The sequence below is a fragment of the Mesobacillus sp. genome (assembly GCF_047739415.1).
Classification (GTDB): Bacteria; Bacillota; Bacilli; order Bacillales; family Cytobacillaceae; genus Mesobacillus.
Window position 1 is genome coordinate 13,677 of record NZ_JBIQOE010000074.1, and the last position, 21,814, is coordinate 35,490.

General features: G+C 41.6%; 20 protein-coding genes, 2 pseudogenes and 1 other annotated feature. Of the genes and pseudogenes, 12 read left to right on the plus strand and 10 right to left on the minus strand.

Annotated features, from left to right (window positions below; genetic code table 11):
* Position 1: 1 nt before the first annotated feature.
* From ACH0QE_RS06445 to ACH0QE_RS06465, 5 genes are all read right to left on the minus strand, one after another.
* Positions 2 to 517 carry a hypothetical protein gene (locus ACH0QE_RS06445; RefSeq protein WP_415799870.1) on the minus strand — a complete coding sequence of 172 codons (516 nt, stop codon included), beginning with the start codon at positions 515 to 517 and terminating at the stop codon, positions 2 to 4.
* Positions 504 to 1,031 (minus strand): hypothetical protein, encoded by a 528-nt coding sequence (locus ACH0QE_RS06450; RefSeq protein WP_415799871.1) that lies wholly within the window; start codon positions 1,029 to 1,031, stop codon positions 504 to 506. The genes ACH0QE_RS06445 and ACH0QE_RS06450 overlap by 14 nt, the downstream gene beginning before the upstream one ends.
* 61 nt (positions 1,032 to 1,092) lie before the next feature.
* Positions 1,093 to 2,499: an MATE family efflux transporter gene (locus ACH0QE_RS06455; protein WP_415799890.1), complete on the minus strand. Its 1,407-nt coding sequence runs from the start codon at positions 2,497 to 2,499 to the stop codon at positions 1,093 to 1,095.
* 104 nt (positions 2,500 to 2,603) lie between these two features.
* Positions 2,604 to 3,488, minus strand: a complete 885-nt coding sequence (locus tag ACH0QE_RS06460) for a hypothetical protein (protein ID WP_415799872.1) — start codon at positions 3,486 to 3,488, stop codon at positions 2,604 to 2,606.
* Between the two features lie 198 nt (positions 3,489 to 3,686).
* Positions 3,687 to 4,028, minus strand: a complete 342-nt coding sequence (locus ACH0QE_RS06465; protein WP_415799873.1) for a hypothetical protein — start codon at positions 4,026 to 4,028, stop codon at positions 3,687 to 3,689.
* 210 nt (positions 4,029 to 4,238) lie between these two features.
* Here ACH0QE_RS06465 and ACH0QE_RS06470 point away from each other — a divergent pair, with 210 nt between their 5' ends.
* Together ACH0QE_RS06470 and ACH0QE_RS06475 are read left to right on the plus strand one after the other, a co-directional pair.
* Positions 4,239 to 4,361 (plus strand): hypothetical protein, encoded by a 123-nt coding sequence (locus tag ACH0QE_RS06470; RefSeq protein ID WP_415799874.1) that lies wholly within the window; start codon positions 4,239 to 4,241, stop codon positions 4,359 to 4,361.
* Between the two features lie 17 nt (positions 4,362 to 4,378).
* Positions 4,379 to 4,462: pseudogene (locus tag ACH0QE_RS06475) on the plus strand (multicopper oxidase domain-containing protein); the annotation flags it as partial.
* Between the two features lie 238 nt (positions 4,463 to 4,700).
* On the opposite strand, the gene ACH0QE_RS06480 reads toward ACH0QE_RS06475, so the two are convergent.
* Positions 4,701 to 5,327, minus strand: coding sequence for a nitrite reductase (locus tag ACH0QE_RS06480; protein WP_415799891.1), 627 nt, complete (start codon positions 5,325 to 5,327; stop codon positions 4,701 to 4,703).
* A 280-nt stretch (positions 5,328 to 5,607) separates the two neighbouring features.
* Here ACH0QE_RS06480 and ACH0QE_RS06485 point away from each other — a divergent pair, with 280 nt between their 5' ends.
* From ACH0QE_RS06485 to chrA, 4 genes are read left to right on the plus strand one after another with little or no spacing between them, the layout of a single operon-like run.
* A complete protein-coding gene (locus ACH0QE_RS06485; RefSeq protein ID WP_415799875.1) occupies positions 5,608 to 5,916 on the plus strand; it encodes a PadR family transcriptional regulator in 309 nt (102 codons plus the stop codon).
* Between the two features lie 13 nt (positions 5,917 to 5,929).
* Positions 5,930 to 6,565 (plus strand): ABC transporter ATP-binding protein, encoded by a 636-nt coding sequence (locus ACH0QE_RS06490; protein ID WP_415799876.1) that lies wholly within the window; start codon positions 5,930 to 5,932, stop codon positions 6,563 to 6,565.
* On the plus strand, positions 6,565 to 7,359 hold the full coding sequence (locus ACH0QE_RS06495) for an ABC transporter permease (RefSeq protein ID WP_415799877.1): 795 nt from the start codon (positions 6,565 to 6,567) through the stop codon (positions 7,357 to 7,359). The genes ACH0QE_RS06490 and ACH0QE_RS06495 overlap by 1 nt, the downstream gene beginning before the upstream one ends.
* The gene (chrA, locus tag ACH0QE_RS06500) at positions 7,356 to 8,549 is read left to right on the plus strand and encodes a chromate efflux transporter (RefSeq protein ID WP_415799879.1); all 1,194 of its coding nucleotides are present in this window, start codon (positions 7,356 to 7,358) and stop codon (positions 8,547 to 8,549) included. Before ACH0QE_RS06495 ends, chrA begins: the two co-directional genes overlap by 4 nt.
* A 287-nt stretch (positions 8,550 to 8,836) precedes the next feature.
* Here chrA and iadA read toward each other — a convergent pair whose 3' ends face one another.
* A complete protein-coding gene (gene iadA / locus ACH0QE_RS06505) occupies positions 8,837 to 10,006 on the minus strand; it encodes a beta-aspartyl-peptidase (RefSeq protein WP_415799881.1) in 1,170 nt (389 codons plus the stop codon).
* A gap of 110 nt (positions 10,007 to 10,116) precedes the next feature.
* Positions 10,117 to 10,329 (plus strand) — a binding site (T-box leader).
* Positions 10,330 to 10,417: 88 nt separating this feature from the next.
* On the opposite strand from iadA, the gene ACH0QE_RS06510 reads away from it, so the two are divergent.
* The 4 genes from ACH0QE_RS06510 (at position 10,418) to ACH0QE_RS06525 (ending at position 15,679) form a co-directional block, all read left to right on the plus strand.
* A complete protein-coding gene (locus ACH0QE_RS06510; RefSeq protein ID WP_415799882.1) occupies positions 10,418 to 11,758 on the plus strand; it encodes a sodium-dependent transporter in 1,341 nt (446 codons plus the stop codon).
* A gap of 167 nt (positions 11,759 to 11,925) precedes the next feature.
* Positions 11,926 to 13,431, plus strand: a complete 1,506-nt coding sequence (locus tag ACH0QE_RS06515; RefSeq protein ID WP_415799883.1) for a spore germination protein — start codon at positions 11,926 to 11,928, stop codon at positions 13,429 to 13,431.
* Positions 13,432 to 13,446: 15 nt separating this feature from the next.
* Positions 13,447 to 14,574 carry a GerAB/ArcD/ProY family transporter gene (locus ACH0QE_RS06520; protein ID WP_415799884.1) on the plus strand — a complete coding sequence of 376 codons (1,128 nt, stop codon included), beginning with the start codon at positions 13,447 to 13,449 and terminating at the stop codon, positions 14,572 to 14,574.
* Positions 14,555 to 15,679: a Ger(x)C family spore germination protein gene (locus ACH0QE_RS06525; protein ID WP_415799885.1), complete on the plus strand. Its 1,125-nt coding sequence runs from the start codon at positions 14,555 to 14,557 to the stop codon at positions 15,677 to 15,679. Before ACH0QE_RS06520 ends, ACH0QE_RS06525 begins: the two co-directional genes overlap by 20 nt.
* Before the next feature lie 565 nt (positions 15,680 to 16,244).
* Here ACH0QE_RS06525 and ACH0QE_RS06530 read toward each other — a convergent pair.
* Genes ACH0QE_RS06530 through ACH0QE_RS06540 form a run of 3 tightly spaced genes read right to left on the minus strand, consistent with a single transcriptional unit; the run spans position 16,245 to position 19,930 of the window.
* Positions 16,245 to 17,228, minus strand: coding sequence for a TniB family NTP-binding protein (locus ACH0QE_RS06530; RefSeq protein WP_415782063.1), 984 nt, complete (start codon positions 17,226 to 17,228; stop codon positions 16,245 to 16,247).
* Between the two features lie 11 nt (positions 17,229 to 17,239).
* Positions 17,240 to 19,288: a Mu transposase C-terminal domain-containing protein gene (locus tag ACH0QE_RS06535; protein ID WP_415799886.1), complete on the minus strand. Its 2,049-nt coding sequence runs from the start codon at positions 19,286 to 19,288 to the stop codon at positions 17,240 to 17,242.
* 12 nt (positions 19,289 to 19,300) lie between these two features.
* Positions 19,301 to 19,930, minus strand: a complete 630-nt coding sequence (locus ACH0QE_RS06540) for a TnsA endonuclease N-terminal domain-containing protein (protein WP_415799888.1) — start codon at positions 19,928 to 19,930, stop codon at positions 19,301 to 19,303.
* A 72-nt stretch (positions 19,931 to 20,002) separates the two neighbouring features.
* Here ACH0QE_RS06540 and ACH0QE_RS06545 point away from each other — a divergent pair.
* Positions 20,003 to 20,392: pseudogene (locus ACH0QE_RS06545) on the plus strand (TniQ family protein); the annotation flags it as partial.
* Between the two features lie 264 nt (positions 20,393 to 20,656).
* Complete coding sequence (locus ACH0QE_RS06550; protein ID WP_415799892.1) at positions 20,657 to 21,784, plus strand: hypothetical protein; 1,128 nt, start codon at positions 20,657 to 20,659, stop codon at positions 21,782 to 21,784.
* Positions 21,785 to 21,814 lie beyond the last annotated feature (30 nt).

A 21,814-nucleotide genomic window follows, 5' to 3' on the forward strand; every position in this document is an offset into this window, starting at 1 on the left:
ATTATAATTGAGTTTTTTGATTGTTTCCAGTTTTTTCATGCCGGGTACTTAAGTGATAGAACACAATGATCATCGTCTGCGAAAGCAGGTAAATCGGGAATGACCAATACATTTTATAGCCTTTGTCAAAATGAAACAGGCCGACCTTGAGCCCAATCCACTCCAGCAGCATCGAGAGTGCCGACCATAATAGGATATAAGGAATGATTTTTAGCGCTCGAATGTTCCATTTTACGTAAAAATAAAGAAAGAAATACCCATATGGTCCATACATGATATAGCTCATGAAATCGATGAACTGATAGGATGAGTTGTCGTTGACATCATAAAAATCCCAGGGCTTAATTGACAGGGTATGGTCGTAGAACAAGCCTATGTATATGCCGAAAAGATAATAGCCGACACTCTCCAGCTTGCTGAAAATTTTTGGGGCGAACCATATAGTCAGGTTCATGACGATAATGCTGATAATCACAAACCATTCATTTTCATTAAATGCTGAATCATAAACTTTCATTTTGTCGATTCTCCAATTTTTGAATAAATGATACCAGCTTTAAAACTCCTGCTGCCGAGAGCAGGAATCCGGCATTCAACAAAATCGTATAGAAAAAGTTCCACTTAACATAAGTGAGGATATGGAATTGTACAGCCAGTTCATGCATGGCAAGCATGATTACCAATGAAATCAAGAAGGCTGCTATTTTATAAAATTGCGATTTTGCTCGTACATAATAATTCGCAAAAAGCACCGTGACCATCGGTGTCAGCACGTCCCGGCAAAGGATCAAACAAATGAACAGCCAATGATCCTCCGTCATTTTAAAAAGATGCCATTCAAGCGCAAAAATCGTCACGCATTGGCGCGTAATGATCGCAACCACCATGAAGACCAGCGCGTTCTGGAGGAAATTCAGCGTTTTTTGCATATGATAAGCGAAATGCAGAAGTAATATGGTAATTGTTATGTAAATTGAAAGAGCCATAAAAACATCCTTAAATAAAAGTTTCACACTCCTTACTTTGTCCACCTTCAAGCATCCTAACCATTTGAATCAAAATAAGCATACAGCCGGAACTGTATGCTTGTGGTCAATAATTATTGGCGCAGGCGGACATGTTTTCTTTTGTTGTTTGTGGGTGGCAGTGCGATTCTGGATCTGGCGCTTTTTCGAGTGCCATCCATTTTCCGCGCTTGAACTGGATAGCAAGGACCACGGCACGAAAAGCAATGTCAGCGCCAATCGCAATCCAGACTCCCGCAAGGCCCCAGCCCAGCTTGATTCCAAGGACATAGACAAGGACAGTCCGTACAGCCCACATCCCGAATCCCGTCAGGTACATCGGAAACTTAGTGTTGTTCGCACCCTGGAATGCGCCTGTCAGCACCATCAATACGGCCAGGAATGGCTGGAAAACCCCTGAGATTTTCAGTGCTGTACCGATATTGTTAACAACCTGTGGATCTTCTGTAAAAAAGCTGCCGGCCCAATCGCCGAGGAAAAACAGGAGAGCACCTAGCACCGTCATCGAACCGACTGTTAGATAAGTGGATAATCTGGCATAGTGCTTTGCCTCATCCAGGTTACCAGCTCCGATTTGCTGGCCAACAAGGATGGTGGCAGCTGTGGCGAAGCCGTAGCCAATCATGTAAGAAAATACTTCAATGTTGCCGGCAATCTGATGGGCGGCAAACGCATTCGTCCCGAGGGCAACTACGAAACCAAAGTAGACGATTTGTCCCGCTCGCATGACCAGCCTTTCCCCTGCTGCAGGAGCTCCCAGGGTTGTCAGCTCCATCAAATGAGTCTTGTCAATACTCCAGTAATCCTTGCGGAAGGTAAGCGTTTCTGTACGATTTACATAGTAAAATAATGCAATGCTGCCAATCAGCCGTGAGAATACCGTGGCCAATGCGGCTCCGACAATGCCCATTTCCGGTATAAACAAAAACCCAAAGATGAGAACGTAATCCAAAACAGCATTGATAATATTGATGACAATACTGACCTTCATCGGAGATTTTGTGTCGCCTGCCCCCCGCAGGATTGCGCTTAAAACAAACATAAAGCTCATCACAATCGACGGAATCCCGACAATCCTGAAATAGAGGGCTCCTGCTTCGAGCACTTCCGCTTCTATGCCCATAAGCTTCAGGAGCGGCTCTGCAAAAATCAATGTTATGATTCCTGTTAAAATCCCAAAGACCGCAGCCAGGACGATGGATTGCTGTGAAATATGCCGGGCTTTTTCCGGCAGGTTCGCACCTAGGAAGTTCGCAATCCTTACATTGGCCGCTACCCCGATGGCCATGAACAAAGCAAAATAAATGGCGAGAACTGCATTGGTTACCCCTACCGCTGAGACTTCGGCTAACCCAATTTTTGAAACAAAGTAGGTGTCAACAAAACCGAGGATTGTCTGGAAGAAGTTTTCGATAACTGCCGGTACAGCCAGCACTGTAATGATCTTAAGCCGTCCTCTATTCGTTTGCGGCATGCTTACTTTGCCTTCAATGACTTTATCCTTCAACACATTCAACCTCCTTTACTGGGGAACTAAAACAAATGCACACCATTACAGTGTGCATTTTTTAGTATGGCTTACTCCTGGACCTCTATGACAAAAGGCGCGGTATATAGTTTCCCTTTATACTTGAACTGTCCCCAAATCTTGTACAACCCTTTACGAGGGAAACTTGTCATATACTCTACTTTTGGTCCTTTCGTGTTCTCGTCTGCTGGATGGACATGAAGGAATTCTTCCATATCCTCGCTGACGATCACCACATGCCCCGCAGATCCAAGATAAGGCTCGAGTTCAGTAATTGGGCTGCCATTCCCATTGCTGAGTGCAAAAATCAATTTTAGGTGCTCATTTACCTTTGCTTCCGGGAGGATAAGCTCTATTTCAATGTCATCTACTCTCTTTTTCAGAACCTTATCAGCATCTATCTCTTCATTGGATTCTGCTCCAGTCACTACAAGTTCATGCGATGCCAGCTGCTGATTCGCCCCTTCTGGCAGGAAATCTGCATACAATTTATATCTCCCTGCCTTTGGGAAAATCGTCTTAATCTGGAACCTGCCCTTTCCGAGATATTCAGGATGAAGGTGCAAGAACACGGATAAATCCTTTTTGATCGCCAGAAGGTGCATTTCCTTTTCATGGACAACAGAGAATCCTTCAATAGCCTGGCCGGCTGCATCCTTGATTTCCAGGAAGATGTCCGTCTCCTTATTGGTTTCGACTGTCTCAGGGTTGGAAACCCACTCGACCTGGACTCCGGCTGTCTTCTTCTCTCCTGCAAGCTGGCCGTGACCCTCGTGGCCGGCATGGCTAGAGTGGGAATCTTTCAGGCCCTGTTCTGGATGATGTCCATTTTTTTCAGTCATGGTACCTCCGGCCTGGCTGCTGTCTCCATGTAAGCCTTTTTGCTGTAAGTCGCTGTGATGGCTGCCACTGCCATGTTCCGGTTCACGATTCATCTTCTCAACCTCCACTTTGTAATTATTCTTCCATCATATGGCTGAAATGATTCACTACCTTCTTTTGTTCTTCCGGTGTACCTAGTAGAGTTACGTCCGCTTTATTTTCCTTAAGGTATTCTGTGATCATATTGAGGAGTTGCACTTGCTGAGTGCCATTTCAATATGTGTTTGCTTGACCTTTGGATCCTTCATTTTTTATGCTGACACGAAATTATCTTTTGCCATAGCCTCTGTTGAAGCCTTGATTTCCATGGCGATGTGCCTGTCCATTTTCTGAGTTCCTCTAGTTGTTGTTTCTAATTGATCTTGCGGGATTTCATCAAAGCCCGGCATCTCCTCAAAGTCGCTTTTATCCGGATCAAGCATGTCCATCATGATACGCACATGGCTTCTCATGATTCCAACTTTTTTATTAAGCAGCTCTATTAATTTTTCATCCTTTGCTTCTTTTGCCAACAGCTTTACTTTCATGATCATGCCGTCATGGGCGGGTAAATGTGTCGTAATCAACCCTAAATCTGAGGCTGGAAGTAACATATGAATTCCCCCCTTATTTTTCGTTGTCTCAAATTACAACTACCACCTTCAGGGAAGCCTAAACTCCACAGAAAATGCTTATTTAGCTGATAGGGTCTTTAGTTTTTGTAATTGAAAAATGGCGCTTATAAAATACATATCTAGGTATATAGAATGTAAATAAAACAGCTTGAGAAAAATAACGAGGACACCAAAGGAGGGCGTAAAAAGTTGAAAAAGATTGGCATAGCTGCAATCAACATTCTTGTATTAGTCATAGCCGGAGGCAGGTTTTTCATGAGAAGCATGGTTGGTATGAGCGGCAATATGCCCGGCCAGGGAGGCGGCAGGTGAGAGCAATCGCAACATTTGATCATAAAGGATTGTTCATGTACCACTGCCACATCCTCGAGCATGAAGATGCCGGAATGATGGGACAGTTTAATGTAGAATAGACTGGATTAGGCTCCAGTTCTGTACTGGAGTCTTTTTTTTAAAAAAGCATAAGCCTGAGTGGCTTATGCTCTTATATAGACAAAAGGACGGCATTTCGGACTTAAAGTTTTGTGAGAAGAAGTGCTTAAATAACAATTATGTAATGTTTTCACTTACCATATGGGTACATTTCATCACTAATATAGCTATTTAGGAAACATTCACTTCTGATATTATATACAGTTGCCCTCAGTATGATCACTTCAATAATCCAACTAACTCCTCTTTTCCAAAGCGGTTGATGAATTTATGCATTTGTTCGCGTTTTTTTCCTTGCTCACTATATATTTCTATAAGCCTGTCAACCTTCTGATACAGTTCATCCGGAGTAAGCTGTTCGAATAACAAAGTGCCAGCCGCAGCATCTTGTCCCTTTGATTTCCCACCTGCATACAGGTTGTAGCACTCATTCACTTTCATGATGCCGATGTCGTTTATAAGCGGTTCGCCACAGCCAACAGGGCAGCCAGTATAAGCTGGTTTCAGGGTAAACGGAACAGGTTTGCCGGCGATCCTTTTGTTGAGTTCAATTGCAACCGGCATCCCTTCCTCCTCCGCCCCTTTGCAGAAATTGCATGTGCGCAGGCTTTTCACAAAGCTCCCTACTGGATAACAGCTAAGTCCGGCCTGTGCAAATTCGGCTATTGCCTCATCTTTACGGCTTTCCGGGATTTCAATATACAGCTGCTGGAATGTCGTCAGCTCCAGTTCCTGATCATCTTCCAGATATTTCGCCAGGACGAGCAGTTGCCTGGCATTCAGCTTGGCGCCAAAACTAATTCCCCCGTTTACCGCCAGCTTTATGGTTTTTTCTGTTCCTTCCAATTGCAATCCTACCTCCCTCTCCAGTTTTCTGAAAATTAATTCTATCATACCGTGAAAAAGTGGAGAATGCATGCAGATTTTGCTCTCGGCGTTGATTCATTTAATCGGAAGGTTGCTTCAACCTGCAAAATCTGATGTGAAATTCATGGCTTGATTATTGCAGATTTCCCCTCCTCTAGGGCAAAGATAAAGTAAAATAATTGAAATATTTTTAAGATAGGTTAAAATGATATCGGGTTTCGTTATTGGATTTCGATATCAAGGAAAGAAGGAATTATTTATGGAGGATAAAGTTCTTAGGAAACTTTTTCTCGGATTCATCCAGATCCATATTTTGCACCACGCGAAGGAACAGCCGATTTTTGGGTTGTGGATGCTGGAGGAGCTTAAAGAACATGGCTACAGTTTGAGCGCTGGCACTCTATATCCGATTTTACACAGTATGGAATCTGACGGGCTACTTTTAAAAGAAGAAAGAAATGTAGAAGGCAAAATCCGCAAATACTATCGAACAACGAAAAAAGGCAATTCAGTGCTTGAGGAAGCACAAAAGAAAGCGTACGAACTTTTCAAGGAAATCAAAGATTGATTGGAGGAATAGCATGTTTGAACTGAAGAATGTCAGAGTGAATGGTATTTTACAAATCGAGCAGCTGACGATTCCAGAAAATCAGTTTACTTGTATCCTTGGACCAAGCGGAAGCGGCAAGTCAACGCTGTTGAGACTTTTGAATGATCTGTCCAGTCCTGACGAAGGAGAGATTTTGTTTAAAAGCACACCCGTCAGTGATATCGATCCGCTACAGCTCAGACGTAAAGTTGTGATGGTGTCGCAGGCGCCGGTCATCTTTGCCGGCAGCATTGAAGATAATTTGCAAATCGGTCTTACTTTTTCCGAAAAAGAAGCAGCTGATGTGCCTGAAATGGAAACGCTGTTAAAGCTGTTCATGCTGGATAAAAAGCTAAGCGATGACGCGGAACATCTTTCCGGAGGCGAAAAACAGCGGCTTTCCTGGGCAAGGGCCATGCTGCTTGATCCCGAAGTTTTTTTGCTGGACGAGCCTACCTCCGCGCTGGATGAGGAGACTGCCAGGACCGTGTTAACGAGGTTTTATGATTATGCAAAAAAGAATGCAAAAACGGTGATCATGATCACCCACTCTAAGGAACTGGCGGAGCTGGTAGCAGAAAATACAATTGATATGGCTGAATACTCCCTCGAAAGCGGGGTGAGCTGATGGAAGATGTGATGGACCTATCGTTTTTGCAGATTGCAGCGGCATATATCTTCATCCTGATTTTGATCGTCATTGTCAAAGTTCGCGGGATTCGGCGGGAAAAAGAAATCCTGCTGGCCACTGTGCGTATGTCCCTCCAGCTTGTCCTGGTCGGGTACCTGCTTGTCTATCTTTTTGATAATCCAAATCCATTTTATACGTTAGGAATCATTGCCATCATGCAAGGTTTTGCGATTTATAATGTCTACAAACGGACTAAGCATCCGCTTGGCATTAAGATGAAAAAGCAGATCGCCTATGCAATGGGTATTGGCATCCTTACGAGCTTATTCTTTTTCATTCTGGTTGTCCTCGATGTCACACCTTGGTATGAGCCTAGATATTTCATTCCAATTGCCGGGATGATCATCGGGAATTCAATGACCGGCGTTTCGCTCGGTGTGAATAATTTGATCTCGGGATTTGCATCACACAGGGGCGAGATTGAGGGAGCACTGATGCTTGGCGCCACTCCAAAGGTTGCCGCCAGAAAGGTCGTCAACGAGGCGTTTGACTCTGCGATGCTGCCAACGATCAATTCAATGGTCGGAATGGGAATCATATTCTTGCCGGGAATGATGACAGGACAAATATTATCCGGAACTTCCCCCATTGTTGCAGTAGAATATCAGATTGCCATCATGCTCGGGATTGTCGGAAGCGTGTCACTCACGGTAATTTTATATTTGCAAATGGCCTATAAATCGTTTTTCAATGACCGTTTTCAATTAGTTATGAAGGAGTTAAAGAAATGACAGAGAAAAAAAGTGTTACGCTCCCGTTGTTGCTGGAGATTTTAATGGTTTCCACCAGGCTTGGCCTGACGTCATTTGGAGGACCTGTCGCCCACCTGGGTTATTTCCATGAGGAATATGTCCGCCGCAGAAAGTGGATGGATGAAGAAAGCTATGCAGATTTAGTGGCATTATGCCAGTTCCTGCCCGGACCCGCAAGCAGCCAGGTCGGCATCGGTGTTGGTTTGATGCGCGGCGGATTGCTGGGCGGACTGTTCGCATTCCTTGGGTTTACCCTGCCTTCTGTTTTGGCTCTTATAATTTTTGCAATCATCTTACAGGGTTTTGATATTGGGGACGCTGGCTGGATTCATGGCCTGAAAATCGTCGCTGTCGCAGTGGTAGCACACGCTATTTTAGGGATGGCGCAGAAGCTGACTCCCGATTTGCCGCGGAAGACGATTGCTTTATTCGCACTGGCGGTGACTTTGCTGTGGCAGACTGCATTCACCCAAATCGGCGTCATTATCATCGCTGGAATTTTGGGATACATTTTATTCAAGTCCCATGCCGCTGTCGATGATAAAAGAATGAGTTTCTCGATATCCAAAGGTGTAGGCTATGTTAGCCTCGGGCTGTTTTTCGGATTACTCATCCTCCTGCCGATTTTACGAGAAGCTACTTCATTGAACTGGATCGCGATGTTCGACAGCTTTTACCGTTCAGGATCGCTCGTTTTCGGCGGCGGCCATGTTGTCCTTCCGCTGCTCGAGCGTGAATTCGTGCCAACAGGCTGGCTGAGTGAAGAAGCGTTCCTTGCAGGCTACGGCGCTGCCCAGGCAGTTCCGGGACCATTGTTCACGTTCGCAGCCTATATCGGAGCGATCATCAACGGCTGGCAAGGCGGTCTGCTAGCGACTGTGGCCATCTTCCTGCCGGCATTCCTGCTGATCCTCGGGACTCTGCCCTTCTGGGACGCATTACGACGAAACAGCAAAATCAGCTCCGCTTTGATGGGCATCAATGCCGCGGTAGTTGGAATCCTGATTGCAGCATTCTACCATCCAATCTGGACGAGTTCTATTTTAGAGCCGATTGATTTCGTGTTTGCTGCTGTGTTGTTCAGCATGCTCGTGTATTGGAAGCTTGCACCATGGATTGTCGTTGTTACCGGAGCTGTTGGCGGATTGGTTTTGTATATGATTTTTTAAAATAAACCGGGCGGTGGCCCGGTTTTTCGCTATTTACCAGCAATACTTTAATTAATCACTGGTATTTCCGTTTCAGATTTCAGGTAAAGTGGATTTTATTGGCGAAAATAAGATTTTATCGACCACATTTTTGAATATATCGGCGGATTTCCAATTATATCGACCACTTTTTCGAATATATCGACCACTTTTCCAGATATATCGACCAAGTGGAACATAGATACCTGAATATTATAGTTCATAAAAAAGAAGAACCTTGACTACTCTTTCGGTCAAGGTTCTTCTAATCATTCAAACGTCCCTTTAACTAGCGGAACCCTTTTTTCTACCATTACACTCCCCATTGCGATGACCGTATCGATCTCGAGATTCTCATCGAGCAGGACAAGATCGGCGTCTCGTCCTGTTTCAATACGCCCTTTTTGAGATAGCTTTAAAACTGCCGCCGGGTTGGCCGTAATTACACGGATGGCCGTTTCAAGCGGAATTCCTTTCGTTAAAACAGCTTCCTTGACCGCCTCGTACAAAGAGGAAACCTGTCCGATCTGCAGGCCGATCAATTCTCCATTTTTATCAAAATCAGGCAGGCTTGCCTGTCCATCGGATGTGAAGGTAATCTGGCCTATATCTACTCCCGCTTCCAGCATGCGTTTCAGGGCCACGCTGCACTTAACTTCCCCTTCCTCCAGAAACTTCGGAATGGAACTGGTTGTAAAATCAATCCAGCCACCCTTTTTCGCATATTCAATCCCCGCTTCAAATAGATGCGGATTGCGGTTCATATGCGTCGGGTAAAATTGCCTGATTGGGATATCGGTATTTTCAATTACCTGCTCAATCACCTTCAAGTGGTCGTGACTATCTCCAACATGTACATTGACGATGCCGCTTTTACCGGAAAGCATCCCGCCAATCCGTGCTGCCGAGGCGATTTTGGCTAATTCCTCAGCAGTCGGCTGTGAGGAGCGGTGGTCGGCTATTGCGATTTCCCCTGCACCGATTATTTTATCGATTAAAATGATATCGTCCTCAATTTTCCCGGTCAGCGTTTTGACCGGAACCTGGTAGGAGCCTGTCTGAACATAGGTGGTGATCCCTTCTTCCTCAAGCGCGCGGGCTTTGGCAATCAGGCTTGGCATCGTCCGTGTCGTCCCGTCTGTGCCAAGCACACCGACAAGCGTCGTTATCCCGGCAGTCGTTGCCTGTGTCAACTGAATCTCTGGCGTCCTCGTGCGGAAACCACCTTCCCCACCACCGCCAATCAGGTGGACATGGGAATCGATGAATCCGGGAACGACCTTCTTGCCTGTCGCGTCAATGACCTTCACTTCTACGAAATGATCAGGAACCTCAATTGTATCCTTTATGAACCCGATTTTCCGATCAACAAGCAATATATCTTTTTTCCCAAGATTATCGGGGGCAAAAACCTCTCCATTTTTAATTAGTGTGAGCATGTAAACTCCTCCATTTCCGAAACCCTATATACTTATTATAAATGCAAATAGACAGAATCTCTTGACACTTTTTTATTATCATACTATAATTCCTACAAACATTTTAATAAGTTGAAGCGTTGAAGAGAGTCTATTAAGCCGGTCTCCCTGTTATTAGAGAATCAGTGGTTGGTGGAAACTGATACAAAGACATGGTGAATTTCGTTCTTGGAGCTTTTCCTTTTTTAAAAAAAGGAACGGTTTTGGCCGTTATCCAGTAACTTGAGCGGGAAGCAGCATGCTTCCAAATAGGGTGGTACCGCGTGTTCAGCCACGTCCCTATCCAGATTGATGGATAGCGGCGTGGCTTTTTATTTTGCCGTGACATCAATCATCTTCAGCTGAAATAGAGAGCATAAAGGGAGAGTACATATGGAGAAAGAACAATGGTCATCAAAAATCGGGTTTATACTTGCCGCAGCAGGTTCAGCAATCGGCATCGGGGCAATCTGGAAGCTGCCTTATGTAACGGGCGTGAGCGGTGGCGGGGCATTTTTCCTGATGTTTATTTTATTTTCACTATTCATCGGACTTCCCTTATTGCTTGCGGAGTTTGTCATCGGCCGCAGTACTGGTAAGGAGGCAATCCGGGCCTATTTGGAAATCGCGCCGAAAAGCAAATGGTATTTGATTGGGATACTCGGTGTCGTCACCAGCTTTGTGCTACTCAGCTTTTACAGTGTTGTTGGCGGCTGGATCAGCCTTTATTTTGTAAAGGGCCTGGCTGGGGGAGTAATAGAAGAAGGTGCAGATTACGGAGATTTGTTCGGACAGACGATCAGCAGTTCATGGACCGTCCTTGCTGCCCAGGCTGCCTTCTTATTAATTACGATTGTTGTCGTCGCTAAGGGCATTCAATCTGGAATTGAAAAAGCAAGCAAAATCCTGATGCCGGCATTGTTCCTGCTGTTCATCATCTTGATTTTTCGATCACTGACACTGGACAACGCACTTGCTGGCGTGAAGTTTTTCCTTGCTCCTGATTTTTCAAGCATCACATCGGAAAGCGTGCTGTTTGCGATGGGGCAATCCTTCTTCTCGCTGAGTGTCGGCGTATCTGTGATGGTGACATACAGCTCGTATCTGCCGAAAAAAGGCAGCATCGTCCAGCCTGCGCTGTCGGTTGTCGGAATGAACCTTTTCATTGCGCTGCTAGCCGGGCTGGCAATATTCCCTGCTGTTTTCTCGCTCGGATTTGAACCGGCGGAAGGACCTGGACTGCTATTTGTCGTCCTGCCAGCTGTCTTTGAAAAAATGGTATTCGGCGAACTGTTCCTGCTTCTTTTCCTGGCATTGTTCCTGTTCGCGACACTGACTTCGGCGTTCTCGATGCTTGAAATTGTAGTGGCCACTCTTGCAAAAGGCAACCAGGAAAAGCGGACAAAATTCGCCTGGATAGCCGGCGGATTGATTTTCCTGCTCGGCATCCCTTCTGCTCTATCATTCGGGGCGATGGCGGAAGCAACGATTTTCGGAAAGAATATCTTTGACACAGCTGATTTCCTTGTCAGCAACATCCTGATGCCGCTTGGAGTATTACTGATTTCGATATTCGTCCCACTTAAAATCAAAAAGGAAGTACTGCGCATGGAGCTGCTGCAGCACACAAAAGGCGGCAGCCTGCTCTTCAACCTCTGGTACAATGTGATGAGATTTGTCGTGCCAGTGGTCATCATCATTGTGTTCCTTGATTCACTCGGAGTTTTATCCTAGGAAGCTGACAAAATGTCAGCTTCTTTTTTCTATATAAGCACTTAGATTAGTGTCTAACATTAGCACTTGCGCTTTTCTTAATGCAATCACAAAAACTATCAGCAGTATAATTTTTCCCAGACAAGCAAAACCTGTAGAGTAGGTGATTGCATCGGAGGGATTTTTTTATGTTCTTCAAGAATAAGAAAGCCGTAGTCGATAGTAAAGCAAATCAAGAAAACCTCGACGACAAGGAATTAATCCCTGTAGATAAGGACGATTTCATCCAAAAAATGAAGGAGCAACTTCATGATAGTGCGGATTTGAATATCAAGGAACTCACGAATGGCTTTACACTGATATTCTTTGATACTTTGACTGATAAGAAGATGCTGAATGGAGATGTTCTCGCTCGTCTTGAAGATGCTCATGCTTCCCCAAACGAGGCGCTTAAGCATATTACCGTTTCCAGTACTTCTAAGCATAAATATGTTCATGACGTGGTTGATTCACTTTTAAAAGGAGCCGTAGCGGTCCATTCACCAGGCCATCCTGTGATCATCAGTGCAATGGTCGGTACCCAGGAAAACCGTTCATTGACCCGACCGGAAAATGAATCTCAGGTTTTGGGGCCGCAAATCGCCTTTAACGAGAGCCTTGCAACCAATATATCTCTGATCCGTCGCTTTCTCACCAACCCAAATCTATGTAATGAAAGCTATTCTGTAGGAAAACAAACGAACTCAGCGATTTCACTGCTTTATTTGAAGGGGATTGCGGACGATGAGATGATCGACCGCATGCGCGAGCGGATTAAATCAATCGACATTGATGGCATCCTTGATAGCTCGATCTTGGTACAGCTCATTGAAGACAATTCATTTGCCATTTTTCCACAGTTGCTGCTGACAGAAAGGCCGGACCGTGCCTGTGCCTGGCTGTTGAACGGTAAAATGCTCGTGCTAGTTGATGGCAGTGTACAGGTTATCGGGGCACCGCAAACGTTCATCGAATTTTTCCAGAGTATGGAGGATGAAAGTGTCAGGTGGCAAATCGCGACGTTTATCAGAGCTTTGAGGGTTTTTTCGATGGTCGTGTCGATTTTTTTCACGGCAATCTATGTGGCAGCTCTGACTTTCCATTATGAAATTATCCCGCAAACATTGCTGATCCCGCTTGGCGAGTCAAGATCGCGCGTACCCTTCCCGCCTATAATTGAGGCTTTATTGCTAGAGGTAATGATTGAGCTCCTGCGGGAAGCCGGGGCCCGGCTGCCAACAAAGGTCGGCCAGACGATGGGTATCGTTGGCGGTATCGTCGTCGGAACTGCTGCCGTAGAAGCGGGATTCACCAGCAACATCCTAATCATCATCATAGCCGTTAGCGCACTTGCTTCATTTACTACACCAAACTATATGATGGGCAATGTCATCAGAATCCTCCGTTTCCCATTAATCATTTTGGCAGGAATGTGGGGATTTTACGGACTGATGGTCGGATTTTGTTTCCTGCTGATCCATCTGCTTCGCCAATCCAGTCTTGGGACGCCGTTTTTGGCTCCATTTTATCCACCGAGGTTTGAAGATTGGCGCGACAGCATTATTCGTCTTCCGATCGGCTGGACCAACAGCCGTCCGGTGCAGACAAGGCCATTGGATAGATTGAAATACAGATATCGAAAAAACAAAAACTAAGTTGTGGTGTTATGAATGAAAGTTCACATCGAGCCTAAGCCCCAAAATATGGTCAATACTTTCCTGCTCATCTTCGTAGTCCATTCTATGCAGCTGGGTGTTGGCATCCAGGGCTTCCAGCGAATCATCTACATGGAAGCGAGGCATGATGCCTGGATTTCTGTGATTCTCAGCGGGGTTGCAACTGCCATTATCGGTTTCATAATGGTGAAAACATTAAGTGTGTATGAGAATTCGGATTTATATGGAATCCAATATGATGTGCTTGGAAAGTGGCTCGGAAACCTGATTAATATCATGTTTGTTCTCTATTTTCTTGGCAGCTTCCACATCATCGTCCGGAATTATATGGAGGTCCTGCAGGCATGGGTCTTCCCTGAAGTCCCGAACTGGCTGCTTGCTCTGACTCTCGTTTACCTTGTTTACTACGGCTTGAATGGGGGCCTGCGAACAGTTGTTGGTGTCAGCTTCTTCAGTGTGATCCTATCCTTGTGGCTGATCCTGCTGCTCGCCTATCCCTTCCAGTTCACCAATTGGGACTACTTATTTCCGATGTTCGAAGCGAAAATAACTGAAATACTGAGAGGGGCAAAGCAAATGACATTCACTGTCATCGGCTTTGAAATCATTTACGTCATCTATCCCTTTTTAAAAGAAAAAGATCGGGTCCATAGACATATGCAATATGGTCTTGCATTCACCACCATCATTTATCTTGCGCTCATGGTAGTCTCCCTGGCTTATTTCAGCGGCGGCCAGCTTGAACGGACGATTTGGGGTACACTATCGCTTTTTAAAATCGTTCGTTTCCCTTTCATTGAAAGATTTGAGTACGTCGCCATCACTTTTTGGGTCTTGCTGATCCTGCCAAATCTGATGCTCTATATGTGGGCAGCCACTCGGGGAATTTCAAGGATTTTTAATAAAAAAGAACAGAAAGTCAGCTTGATTCTCCTTGCATTTATTTTCCTGACCTTGCTTTATCCTCTTACGAGAGTCCAGATTAATCTGTTTAACGACTACTTCGCAAGGGGTGCTCTCTATATTGTTTTTGCCTATCCGCTACTCCTATTCGTTGCTGTTCTGATCAAAAAGAAATTCTTCAGTAAAAAGGATGAGGCCTATGCGCAAAAAAGTGAATAAGCTCATAATTGTTATAATTGTGATCATCCTTGCCGGTTGTGCAGAACAGAAAACACTTGAAAAAATGGGATTGGTTACAACAGTTGGTTATGACCTCACAGAGGATCAGCAGATTCTGGCGACAATGGTGCTTCTCCAAATCGACCCGGAAGCTGCCCAAAGTTCCGTCATTCTGTCCGCTAAGTCGGCAACAAGTAAAGGAGCGAGAAATGAGGCCGATTTAAAAAGTCCTAAAAAGTTGCAGTCCGGGCAGCTGCGGGTAGCGCTTTTCAGTGAAGATGTTGTCCGCTCAGGCCTCATCAATCTGGCAGATACACTTGCACGTGATCCCTCGATCAGTGATCTCACCTATCTTGCGGTAGTTGAGGGAAGTACAAATAAGCTCCTTAACCAGAGGAATGAACAATTTTCCGATATCAGCCAGCTCATATATAAGGAACTGGATCAAAACATAAAGGGTGAAAAAATCCCCTCTTCCACCCTGCAGGAAGTAATGCATGATTTCTACGCACCAGGAATTGACCCAATCTTGCCCACTTTAAAAAGTGATGAAGGCATAGTTAAAATTTCCGGAATGGCCCTGATAAAGAATGACAAGATGGTCGGTAAAATCAATGCAAAAGAAGCCTTTTATCTAAAGCTGATCAATGACCGTTACAAGGCAGGTGCGATAGAACTAGAAATCGACAAGGAAGGTTTTGATCTGCAAGAGTCTCTTGAAGGTCCCGACAAGCTCGCAGTGGTCCTTGACACGATCCATAGCAAAAGTGACATGAACCTGATCAGCAAGGAGAATCTCCAATTCGATCTGAAAATCAAATTAAAAACGAGATTACTTGAGATCAACCAGGCACTGGACTTAAAGAACCCGGAGTACCTTAAGCAACTAGAAAAAAAGCTCGAGGAAAAAATAACTTCCGATATTGAAAATTTAATCAACAAAGCTCGTGATTTAGGTGCAGATCCATTTGGGTTCGGTGAGATCTATCGAAAAAGTGTCAGACAGGCCAACCTGACCACTGAAAAATGGCATGGCATGTACCCGGAGAGCAAAGTCGATGTAAAGATTGAGTTTGAGATTTTGCGGACTGGGGTGGTTGAGTAAATTATGATATATGAAAGCGCGTTGGACTTGCTTAATTTTTCCTTGAAGGCCAGGCCCCTCCACCTAGCTGATACAAATAAAGCGGGAGCCTGGTGTTGACGGTTCCCGCTTTGTTATTGTGTTTCGAAATCTTAAATTATAATTTTTCAAAATTCTTTGGAATAACTCCTTGTAATATTAGGACTTTTTGTATTTTTTTAATCATAATTTATTGGAAAAGTGAGTTGTGCTCTTTATTGCATTAAAGTTTTTTTCATATTTTATTGGAAAAACCCAAGATGTCTTCAAGATGCTTTAATGTAATATACAAGTATTCTTTTGATTAAATGGTTATGAAGTCTTCTGAACAGGAGCTTTCCCTACCAAAAAGATTGTTTATAGGATATTAATGCGAGGATTTATAATTAGACTTCTTTACACAAAGAAATGACTCCAAAAAATGGGTCACTTAATTGTTAAAGTCATTTTATTAATAATTTTTGTAATTTGCATTTTAGCAATTGGCTAAAATTAAAGCTTCCTCTACCTATTCCTTCAAAAAAACTTGCAAATTTAACGCTTGTGATTAAGAGGCATTACCCGTTTTATTTTTATTTAGTCTCCCCTCAATAGCAAAAGCATCCCCAATATTAAAATTCTCTTCTTTAAAGGGATTTGAAATATTAGGCCTCTTGGATATTTTCAGCTTATTAAAAGCAGTATAAAGGTGATTTTGATCTATAATATCATTACCACTTTTAGCTGCAATAACTGTTGCCTCTTGCAATATTTTATTTACATAATAAGGATTACCATTTGATACATAGAAAAACTTTTCTGCCAGGTTAATATCCGCTAAGTTAGCACGATGAGGAAAGGGAAGCTGCTCATCTATAGTATTAAGAAATATACGGAATTCCAATTGTTCATCTCGAGTAGAAAACTTAAATCCCTTCATCTCTTTTTTCTCTGTAAACCTTCGATCAAGCTGTTCATTATGGTCAAATATAATTTTTGATTCCGTCATTCCAGCAAGAATTATAGGAATATTTGCATCTTCAGAGAACTTTTTCACCCAATCTGAAGCTCTATTGAGTACATGCCTAGTTTCTCTGTCAATTAAATGTTGAAATTCGTCAATAATGACCATTTCAACTTCACACATTGTAACAAAATGTAAAATCCTTTCGGTCTGATTCGATTCAGTTCCTTTGTCATAATTAGGGTCTTTCATTGCCAAAAGCATACTAGAAGCAACTGATTTTGGCGTAGCACCTACAGGTACTCTAAAATATAAGATTGGGATTTTTGTTTGCCCATCAACTAAACGGCGAGGAAACATACTTGCGTATTCCTTCAAAACGGTTGATTTACCTACCCCTGTGCCACCATAAAGGTACAAGTTATCCGCCTGTACAGAACCATTGGACAAGAGATGGATTTCTTCGATTGTATCCCGGATATACTTATATCTAGGATGCTCAACAACAATTTTCTTTACATGTTCTTTTCTGTTCCTGATCTCATTTATATCGGCTGGAAAGCCGTTTAGGTATTTAAAATTTGTCATTATTGTATTACCTACCCTTTTTTATAATTTACATTGTATGTTGGCAACTCATCAACCTCTGGGTAAACTATAATTTCCTTAGTTTCAAAAGACGTACTTTCTTCCTTTGTTTCCGTCTTGGTATTACCGTTTTTCTTTCCCTTACTCTTTTTTGAATTAGACCTTTCTTTTTTTAATATCTTAATTTCTTCATTTTCTGGTACATCATTATCTTCTGAGCCAAGTGCTATTCCTACGTAATCAGAGGCTTTTTTTCTTTCTTTATCCATGTATTTTTTATAGCTGTTCACCTCTTTCTTACTATCTTGTTCCAATTGTTCAACATTTCGTCTCACCTCTGCCCTTAATGTTGGATCCACTTTATTTTTGTTATGGTTATATGTTTTAGATATTATTTCAAGTCTTATAAACGGAACAGGTCTTTCAATATCTATTTCTTTTCTTTTCATTCCTGTTTGTTGAGCAGCAATGTATTTATTGTTTTTTCTATCGTATACATATACCTCTCGCATGTCAGAAGTATCAAATCTTATGCGAACCTCTCTACTTAGATTGTTCTTTTCTAATTCATTTTTTAATTCAATTAATTCTCTACTGTAATAAAACTCATTTTCAACTTGAACTCCTTGTGGTTGAATAGTTCTGACAACCGATCCTTCCATCAGGAGTAACTTTAAATCTTTGACACTCCTAGGTATCATCAGTGAAAGGTGCTCGTTTTCTTTAATTCCTTTGTTCCAAATTTCATTAGGTGTGTTTCCTCTTCTTGAGGAATAACTATTTGCAATTAAATCCACCATCACCAAATGAGCCATATAAGTAAATGCCTCAATTGTGATACAGGCTTTTCTCTCCGAGTCATACAAACCTTTTTCGAATATGTTAGAAAAGGTCGTTCCCTTCAATGAATGTACCAAATATGTGTTTAAAGTTCTGAAAGCTCTTTCAATAGCAGCTTTTTGATGCCCTGCTCCTACTGTACAAAATTGAACATCTTTTACTCCTACTTGATAACATGCGTCTTCAAATTCATAAGAATCATTAACGCTATCGTTGTCTACAACAATGGTACTCGGTATGCCGTATGCTAACCATTCATTCTTCACCAAAGGATATAGCTTTTTGATATATGTTTTAGGCATAATAATGTGCAATAACAATTGTTTTAATACTCCTGCATTAACTGGTTTAAATGTCACAATAAAACCTAACGGATAACCAGTAAATCTATCTATTGCATATACAAACCAAGGGCGCTTAGGTTTAAGATCGGTTGAATCTATAAGCATTACATCCAAACGCGTCCAATCTATCTCCACCCTCTCTAATGGTCGACTAACAAAGACTTCCTGCTTCACCCCATCTCGATTAAGGTTTGCCTGGACAATTCCTTTCTTTTCTTTATCTTTTTTATGCTGGTCTAAATTTTCCATTCTTCTTCGGTGTATGGTTGACCTAGAAACAGGTTTAAGTTTGTCTTCTGCTTTTCTAAATTTGTTATCTTCCTTAATTCGCAGGCTGACTTCTGAATAAATAGTTTCCGTAGCAAATTTTTCACCCCGGTACTCATACTCTTTTAGCACCTCATCGATTATATCTAGAACCGCTTGTTTCGTAGACCTTTTCTTTGGTCCCCTTTTTAAATCTGAGAGCGCTCTAACATCTCCTGTTTGATTCCATTTTTTCAGCCAGTTATAAAAAGTAGATTTTGAAATTGGCGGATCTTGATCTTCCAAATATGAAAATAGTTCAGTGGTTGTTTGTACTTCATATTCAAGAATCGGTTTCAAAATTTTGTATCTATACAATGCTGCTTCCTTTTTAGCTGGTTCCATTTCATTAAGGGGTGGACCTTTTAACAGCTCTTCTCCTCCATTGTTTAATCTAAACATTAAATCTCCTGTAACCCACTTTTTCAGAAGATCTTCGATGTGCCAAATCTCTACCTTCTTGTAAAATAAATTCTCAACTTCAATATCCAGGTCTACTACTTTCCGTATGATATATTCATTGTCATTAACCATAAATCTAGTTCCAGGACTGAAGCTATGCCTTGGCATTATCATTCTCCTTTATATAAAAATTAAAGATTGATTGGTGATTGGTTCCCTTTCTAAATCCGCTTTTATTTTTTGGCTGTAAATCAAGTAATACAAATTCAGAATAAATTCACCTTGTTCCATCTTCATTATCTGTCTAAAGCTCCCAATGGTAATTCCACCTGGGCTTTTCCTTAGTTCATCTAACATTCTGTTCATTATTTTGACATCAGTGTATTCGAATCTCGAATCAGTTAACAAATCCAAGTTTTCTAATAAAAAGCCTTTTCTTATATCTTTTTCAGATAATATTCTAAATTCAATACCATTCTCTTTGGCGTAACTCATACCCGCTTGAAATTTTATTTGATTTTCACTTAAGTATTTTTTGCTTTCCGGTTTAACCTCCACCAAGTATTCCTTAAAATCTCTTGTCTTTATCAAGAAGTCGGGGAAATAGGTTTTTTCCTTGCCTTCAAATAGATAAGTTATGGAGATGGGTTGAGAGCTAATATATGTGATCATTGAATCAAATTCAGCGATTTTTAAATAGTCTCTCTCCAAAGTGCTTTCCCAAGGAATCATACTAGACATCTTTTGACTTCTATGTTTCCCTCTTATACTAACTTTTTTGCTTGGTTTAATCTTTCTGGCTTTAATCATCTGTCACTCCCCCCCTGAATATAGATACCATTATTGGTAATAATTAGTATAAAAATACAACAGGTGATCGGTATGCTTCTTTTTTACGAAAAGCCAATTATAGATGAAACTTTATGCAGCTTTACTTATCGAACGGCTAAAAAAAATTTAATGACTAATTTAAGTTGGATAAGAGAAAATTTCAAAAAATCTTCTGCACTAAAATTGAACGAGAATGAAATTAATTGGCTGGAAAATGAGAAACTAAAAAAATTGTCCAATTTCTTGGGAATAGACTTAATTGAAGCCCAACACTTGACATATTCCCACTTTCTAAGACTACAGAACATAAAATTCAATAATATTCAGAAGAATAATTGGTTCCTTTATTCAAAATGTAGAGTTTGTCCTTTATGTGTAAGGGAGTCACAATATCAGCGCAAAGTGTGGGGAAGTTCGTACTTAACTGCTTGTGTAAGGCACAAGATTATGCTTATAGACAGCTGTTATAATTGCGGTACGAATATTACAGTGCGTGGTATTGTTTTGGACAATTGTCAATCCTGTAACCAAAAAATTAGTTCCTTGCCTTTTCAAAAAATATCTAATAATGACTTGATAACTTTCCAGAATATTATTGAAGATGGTATTAACCACAATTCTTACTCCACAAAGCATCCATGGATTAAAGATTTTCCCACATATTTATTCTGCTTGGAATTCATTAGTCTATGGGCTGTTCAACTTTTGGATAATAAGGATTTTTCGTTAGACGAATTAAGTATGGAGTACGATGGCGGGGGGCTAGAAAGACATTCCTTAAAAAATGCTAAAACTGTTGAACAGGCTACTTGCATATATTTTCGCGGGTATAACATACTTAAAGATTGGCCTACTGGGTTTTATCGTTTTATACAAAGAGCAGATAATTTGAAGAGGTCTAATTTCACCTCTTTTATTAATAACATTATTCCAAATTTAACAACAACTGTTTTAGAACCAATTATTAGGGAAGCTAACAAATATTATTTTACTAAGCATTATGGGAAGGGAGAATTGAAGAGGGGGGAAACTGATTTCATAAGAAATAAGGAAATAAAATTTTTATGTCCAAGATTTAATGCTGGACTTACTAAAGAAGACCTTTTCAATGAATTTTTAATTGAAGAAGAAAATATTAAGTTCAAGTTAATTATAATGAATGAATTAATAGCCTGGATGAATGAATACGAAAATTTTTACACAAAGAAAGATTTAATGGAGAGATGGAAAATCAGTTCAAAAGCAGCGACAAATATTCTGAAAGCGGATTTATTTAAACCTTCCTTTCATTATAAAGTCGGAGCTGTAAGTACCTGGGTTGTACCATATAAAACAATTAAAACCATGGAAACAAACCTAAAAATACAAGTAAAAGAAGATTTAAAAATGCCTGTTTCCCTAAACAAGGCAATTGAATGGATTGGCCCAGGAAACGCAGCCCTCCTATTTAACGGAATGCTTGAAAACAGAATTAAATATTGTAATCCTTCGGGAAGTATACAAGAAATAACTTTAGCAAAAGAAGATATATTTTTTTATGGAAAAGAGCAGATTCTCCATAATAGCAAGAAAAAAGGTTACATTCCCTTTAGAGATATAGAGTTTCTATTGGGTGTTAAACGATCAGATATTTGTTATTGGGTAAAAACAAAAAAATTTGGAGAAATGAAACTAAGCCCAAATTTAATGATTCCTATAAATAATTTCCTGACTTTTCAAAGTGGATATTTAACTACAATGGAATTATCATTCTTAACTGGGATTCCAATGAAAACTATTCTTAAAAAAGTAAGTATCGGTAGACTGCCTATCATATCAGGCCCTAAGTGTTAATGACGTTCTACAATGTCCGGAAATTGACGG

Excerpts from the sequence above, each read along its gene's own strand:
- chrA (WP_415799879.1), top strand. The coding sequence starts at position 7,356 with ATGACAGAGAAAAAAAGTGTTACGCTCCCGTTGTTGCTGGAGATTTTA.
- iadA (WP_415799881.1), bottom strand. The coding sequence starts at position 10,006 with ATGCTCACACTAATTAAAAATGGAGAGGTTTTTGCCCCCGATAATCTT.
- ACH0QE_RS06495 (WP_415799877.1), top strand. The coding sequence starts at position 6,565 with ATGGAAGATGTGATGGACCTATCGTTTTTGCAGATTGCAGCGGCATAT.
- ACH0QE_RS06485 (WP_415799875.1), top strand. The coding sequence starts at position 5,608 with ATGGAGGATAAAGTTCTTAGGAAACTTTTTCTCGGATTCATCCAGATC.
- ACH0QE_RS06510 (WP_415799882.1), top strand. The coding sequence starts at position 10,418 with ATGGAGAAAGAACAATGGTCATCAAAAATCGGGTTTATACTTGCCGCA.
- ACH0QE_RS06490 (WP_415799876.1), top strand. The coding sequence starts at position 5,930 with ATGTTTGAACTGAAGAATGTCAGAGTGAATGGTATTTTACAAATCGAG.
- ACH0QE_RS06465 (WP_415799873.1), bottom strand. The coding sequence starts at position 4,028 with ATGTTACTTCCAGCCTCAGATTTAGGGTTGATTACGACACATTTACCC.
- ACH0QE_RS06455 (WP_415799890.1), bottom strand. The coding sequence starts at position 2,499 with ATGCCGCAAACGAATAGAGGACGGCTTAAGATCATTACAGTGCTGGCT.
- ACH0QE_RS06525 (WP_415799885.1), top strand. The coding sequence starts at position 14,555 with ATGCGCAAAAAAGTGAATAAGCTCATAATTGTTATAATTGTGATCATC.
- ACH0QE_RS06460 (WP_415799872.1), bottom strand. The coding sequence starts at position 3,488 with ATGAATCGTGAACCGGAACATGGCAGTGGCAGCCATCACAGCGACTTA.
- ACH0QE_RS06530 (WP_415782063.1), bottom strand. The coding sequence starts at position 17,228 with ATGACAAATTTTAAATACCTAAACGGCTTTCCAGCCGATATAAATGAG.
- ACH0QE_RS06535 (WP_415799886.1), bottom strand. The coding sequence starts at position 19,288 with ATGCCAAGGCATAGCTTCAGTCCTGGAACTAGATTTATGGTTAATGAC.
- ACH0QE_RS06445 (WP_415799870.1), bottom strand. The coding sequence starts at position 517 with ATGAAAGTTTATGATTCAGCATTTAATGAAAATGAATGGTTTGTGATT.
- ACH0QE_RS06540 (WP_415799888.1), bottom strand. The coding sequence starts at position 19,930 with ATGATTAAAGCCAGAAAGATTAAACCAAGCAAAAAAGTTAGTATAAGA.
- ACH0QE_RS06520 (WP_415799884.1), top strand. The coding sequence starts at position 13,447 with ATGAAAGTTCACATCGAGCCTAAGCCCCAAAATATGGTCAATACTTTC.
- ACH0QE_RS06515 (WP_415799883.1), top strand. The coding sequence starts at position 11,926 with ATGTTCTTCAAGAATAAGAAAGCCGTAGTCGATAGTAAAGCAAATCAA.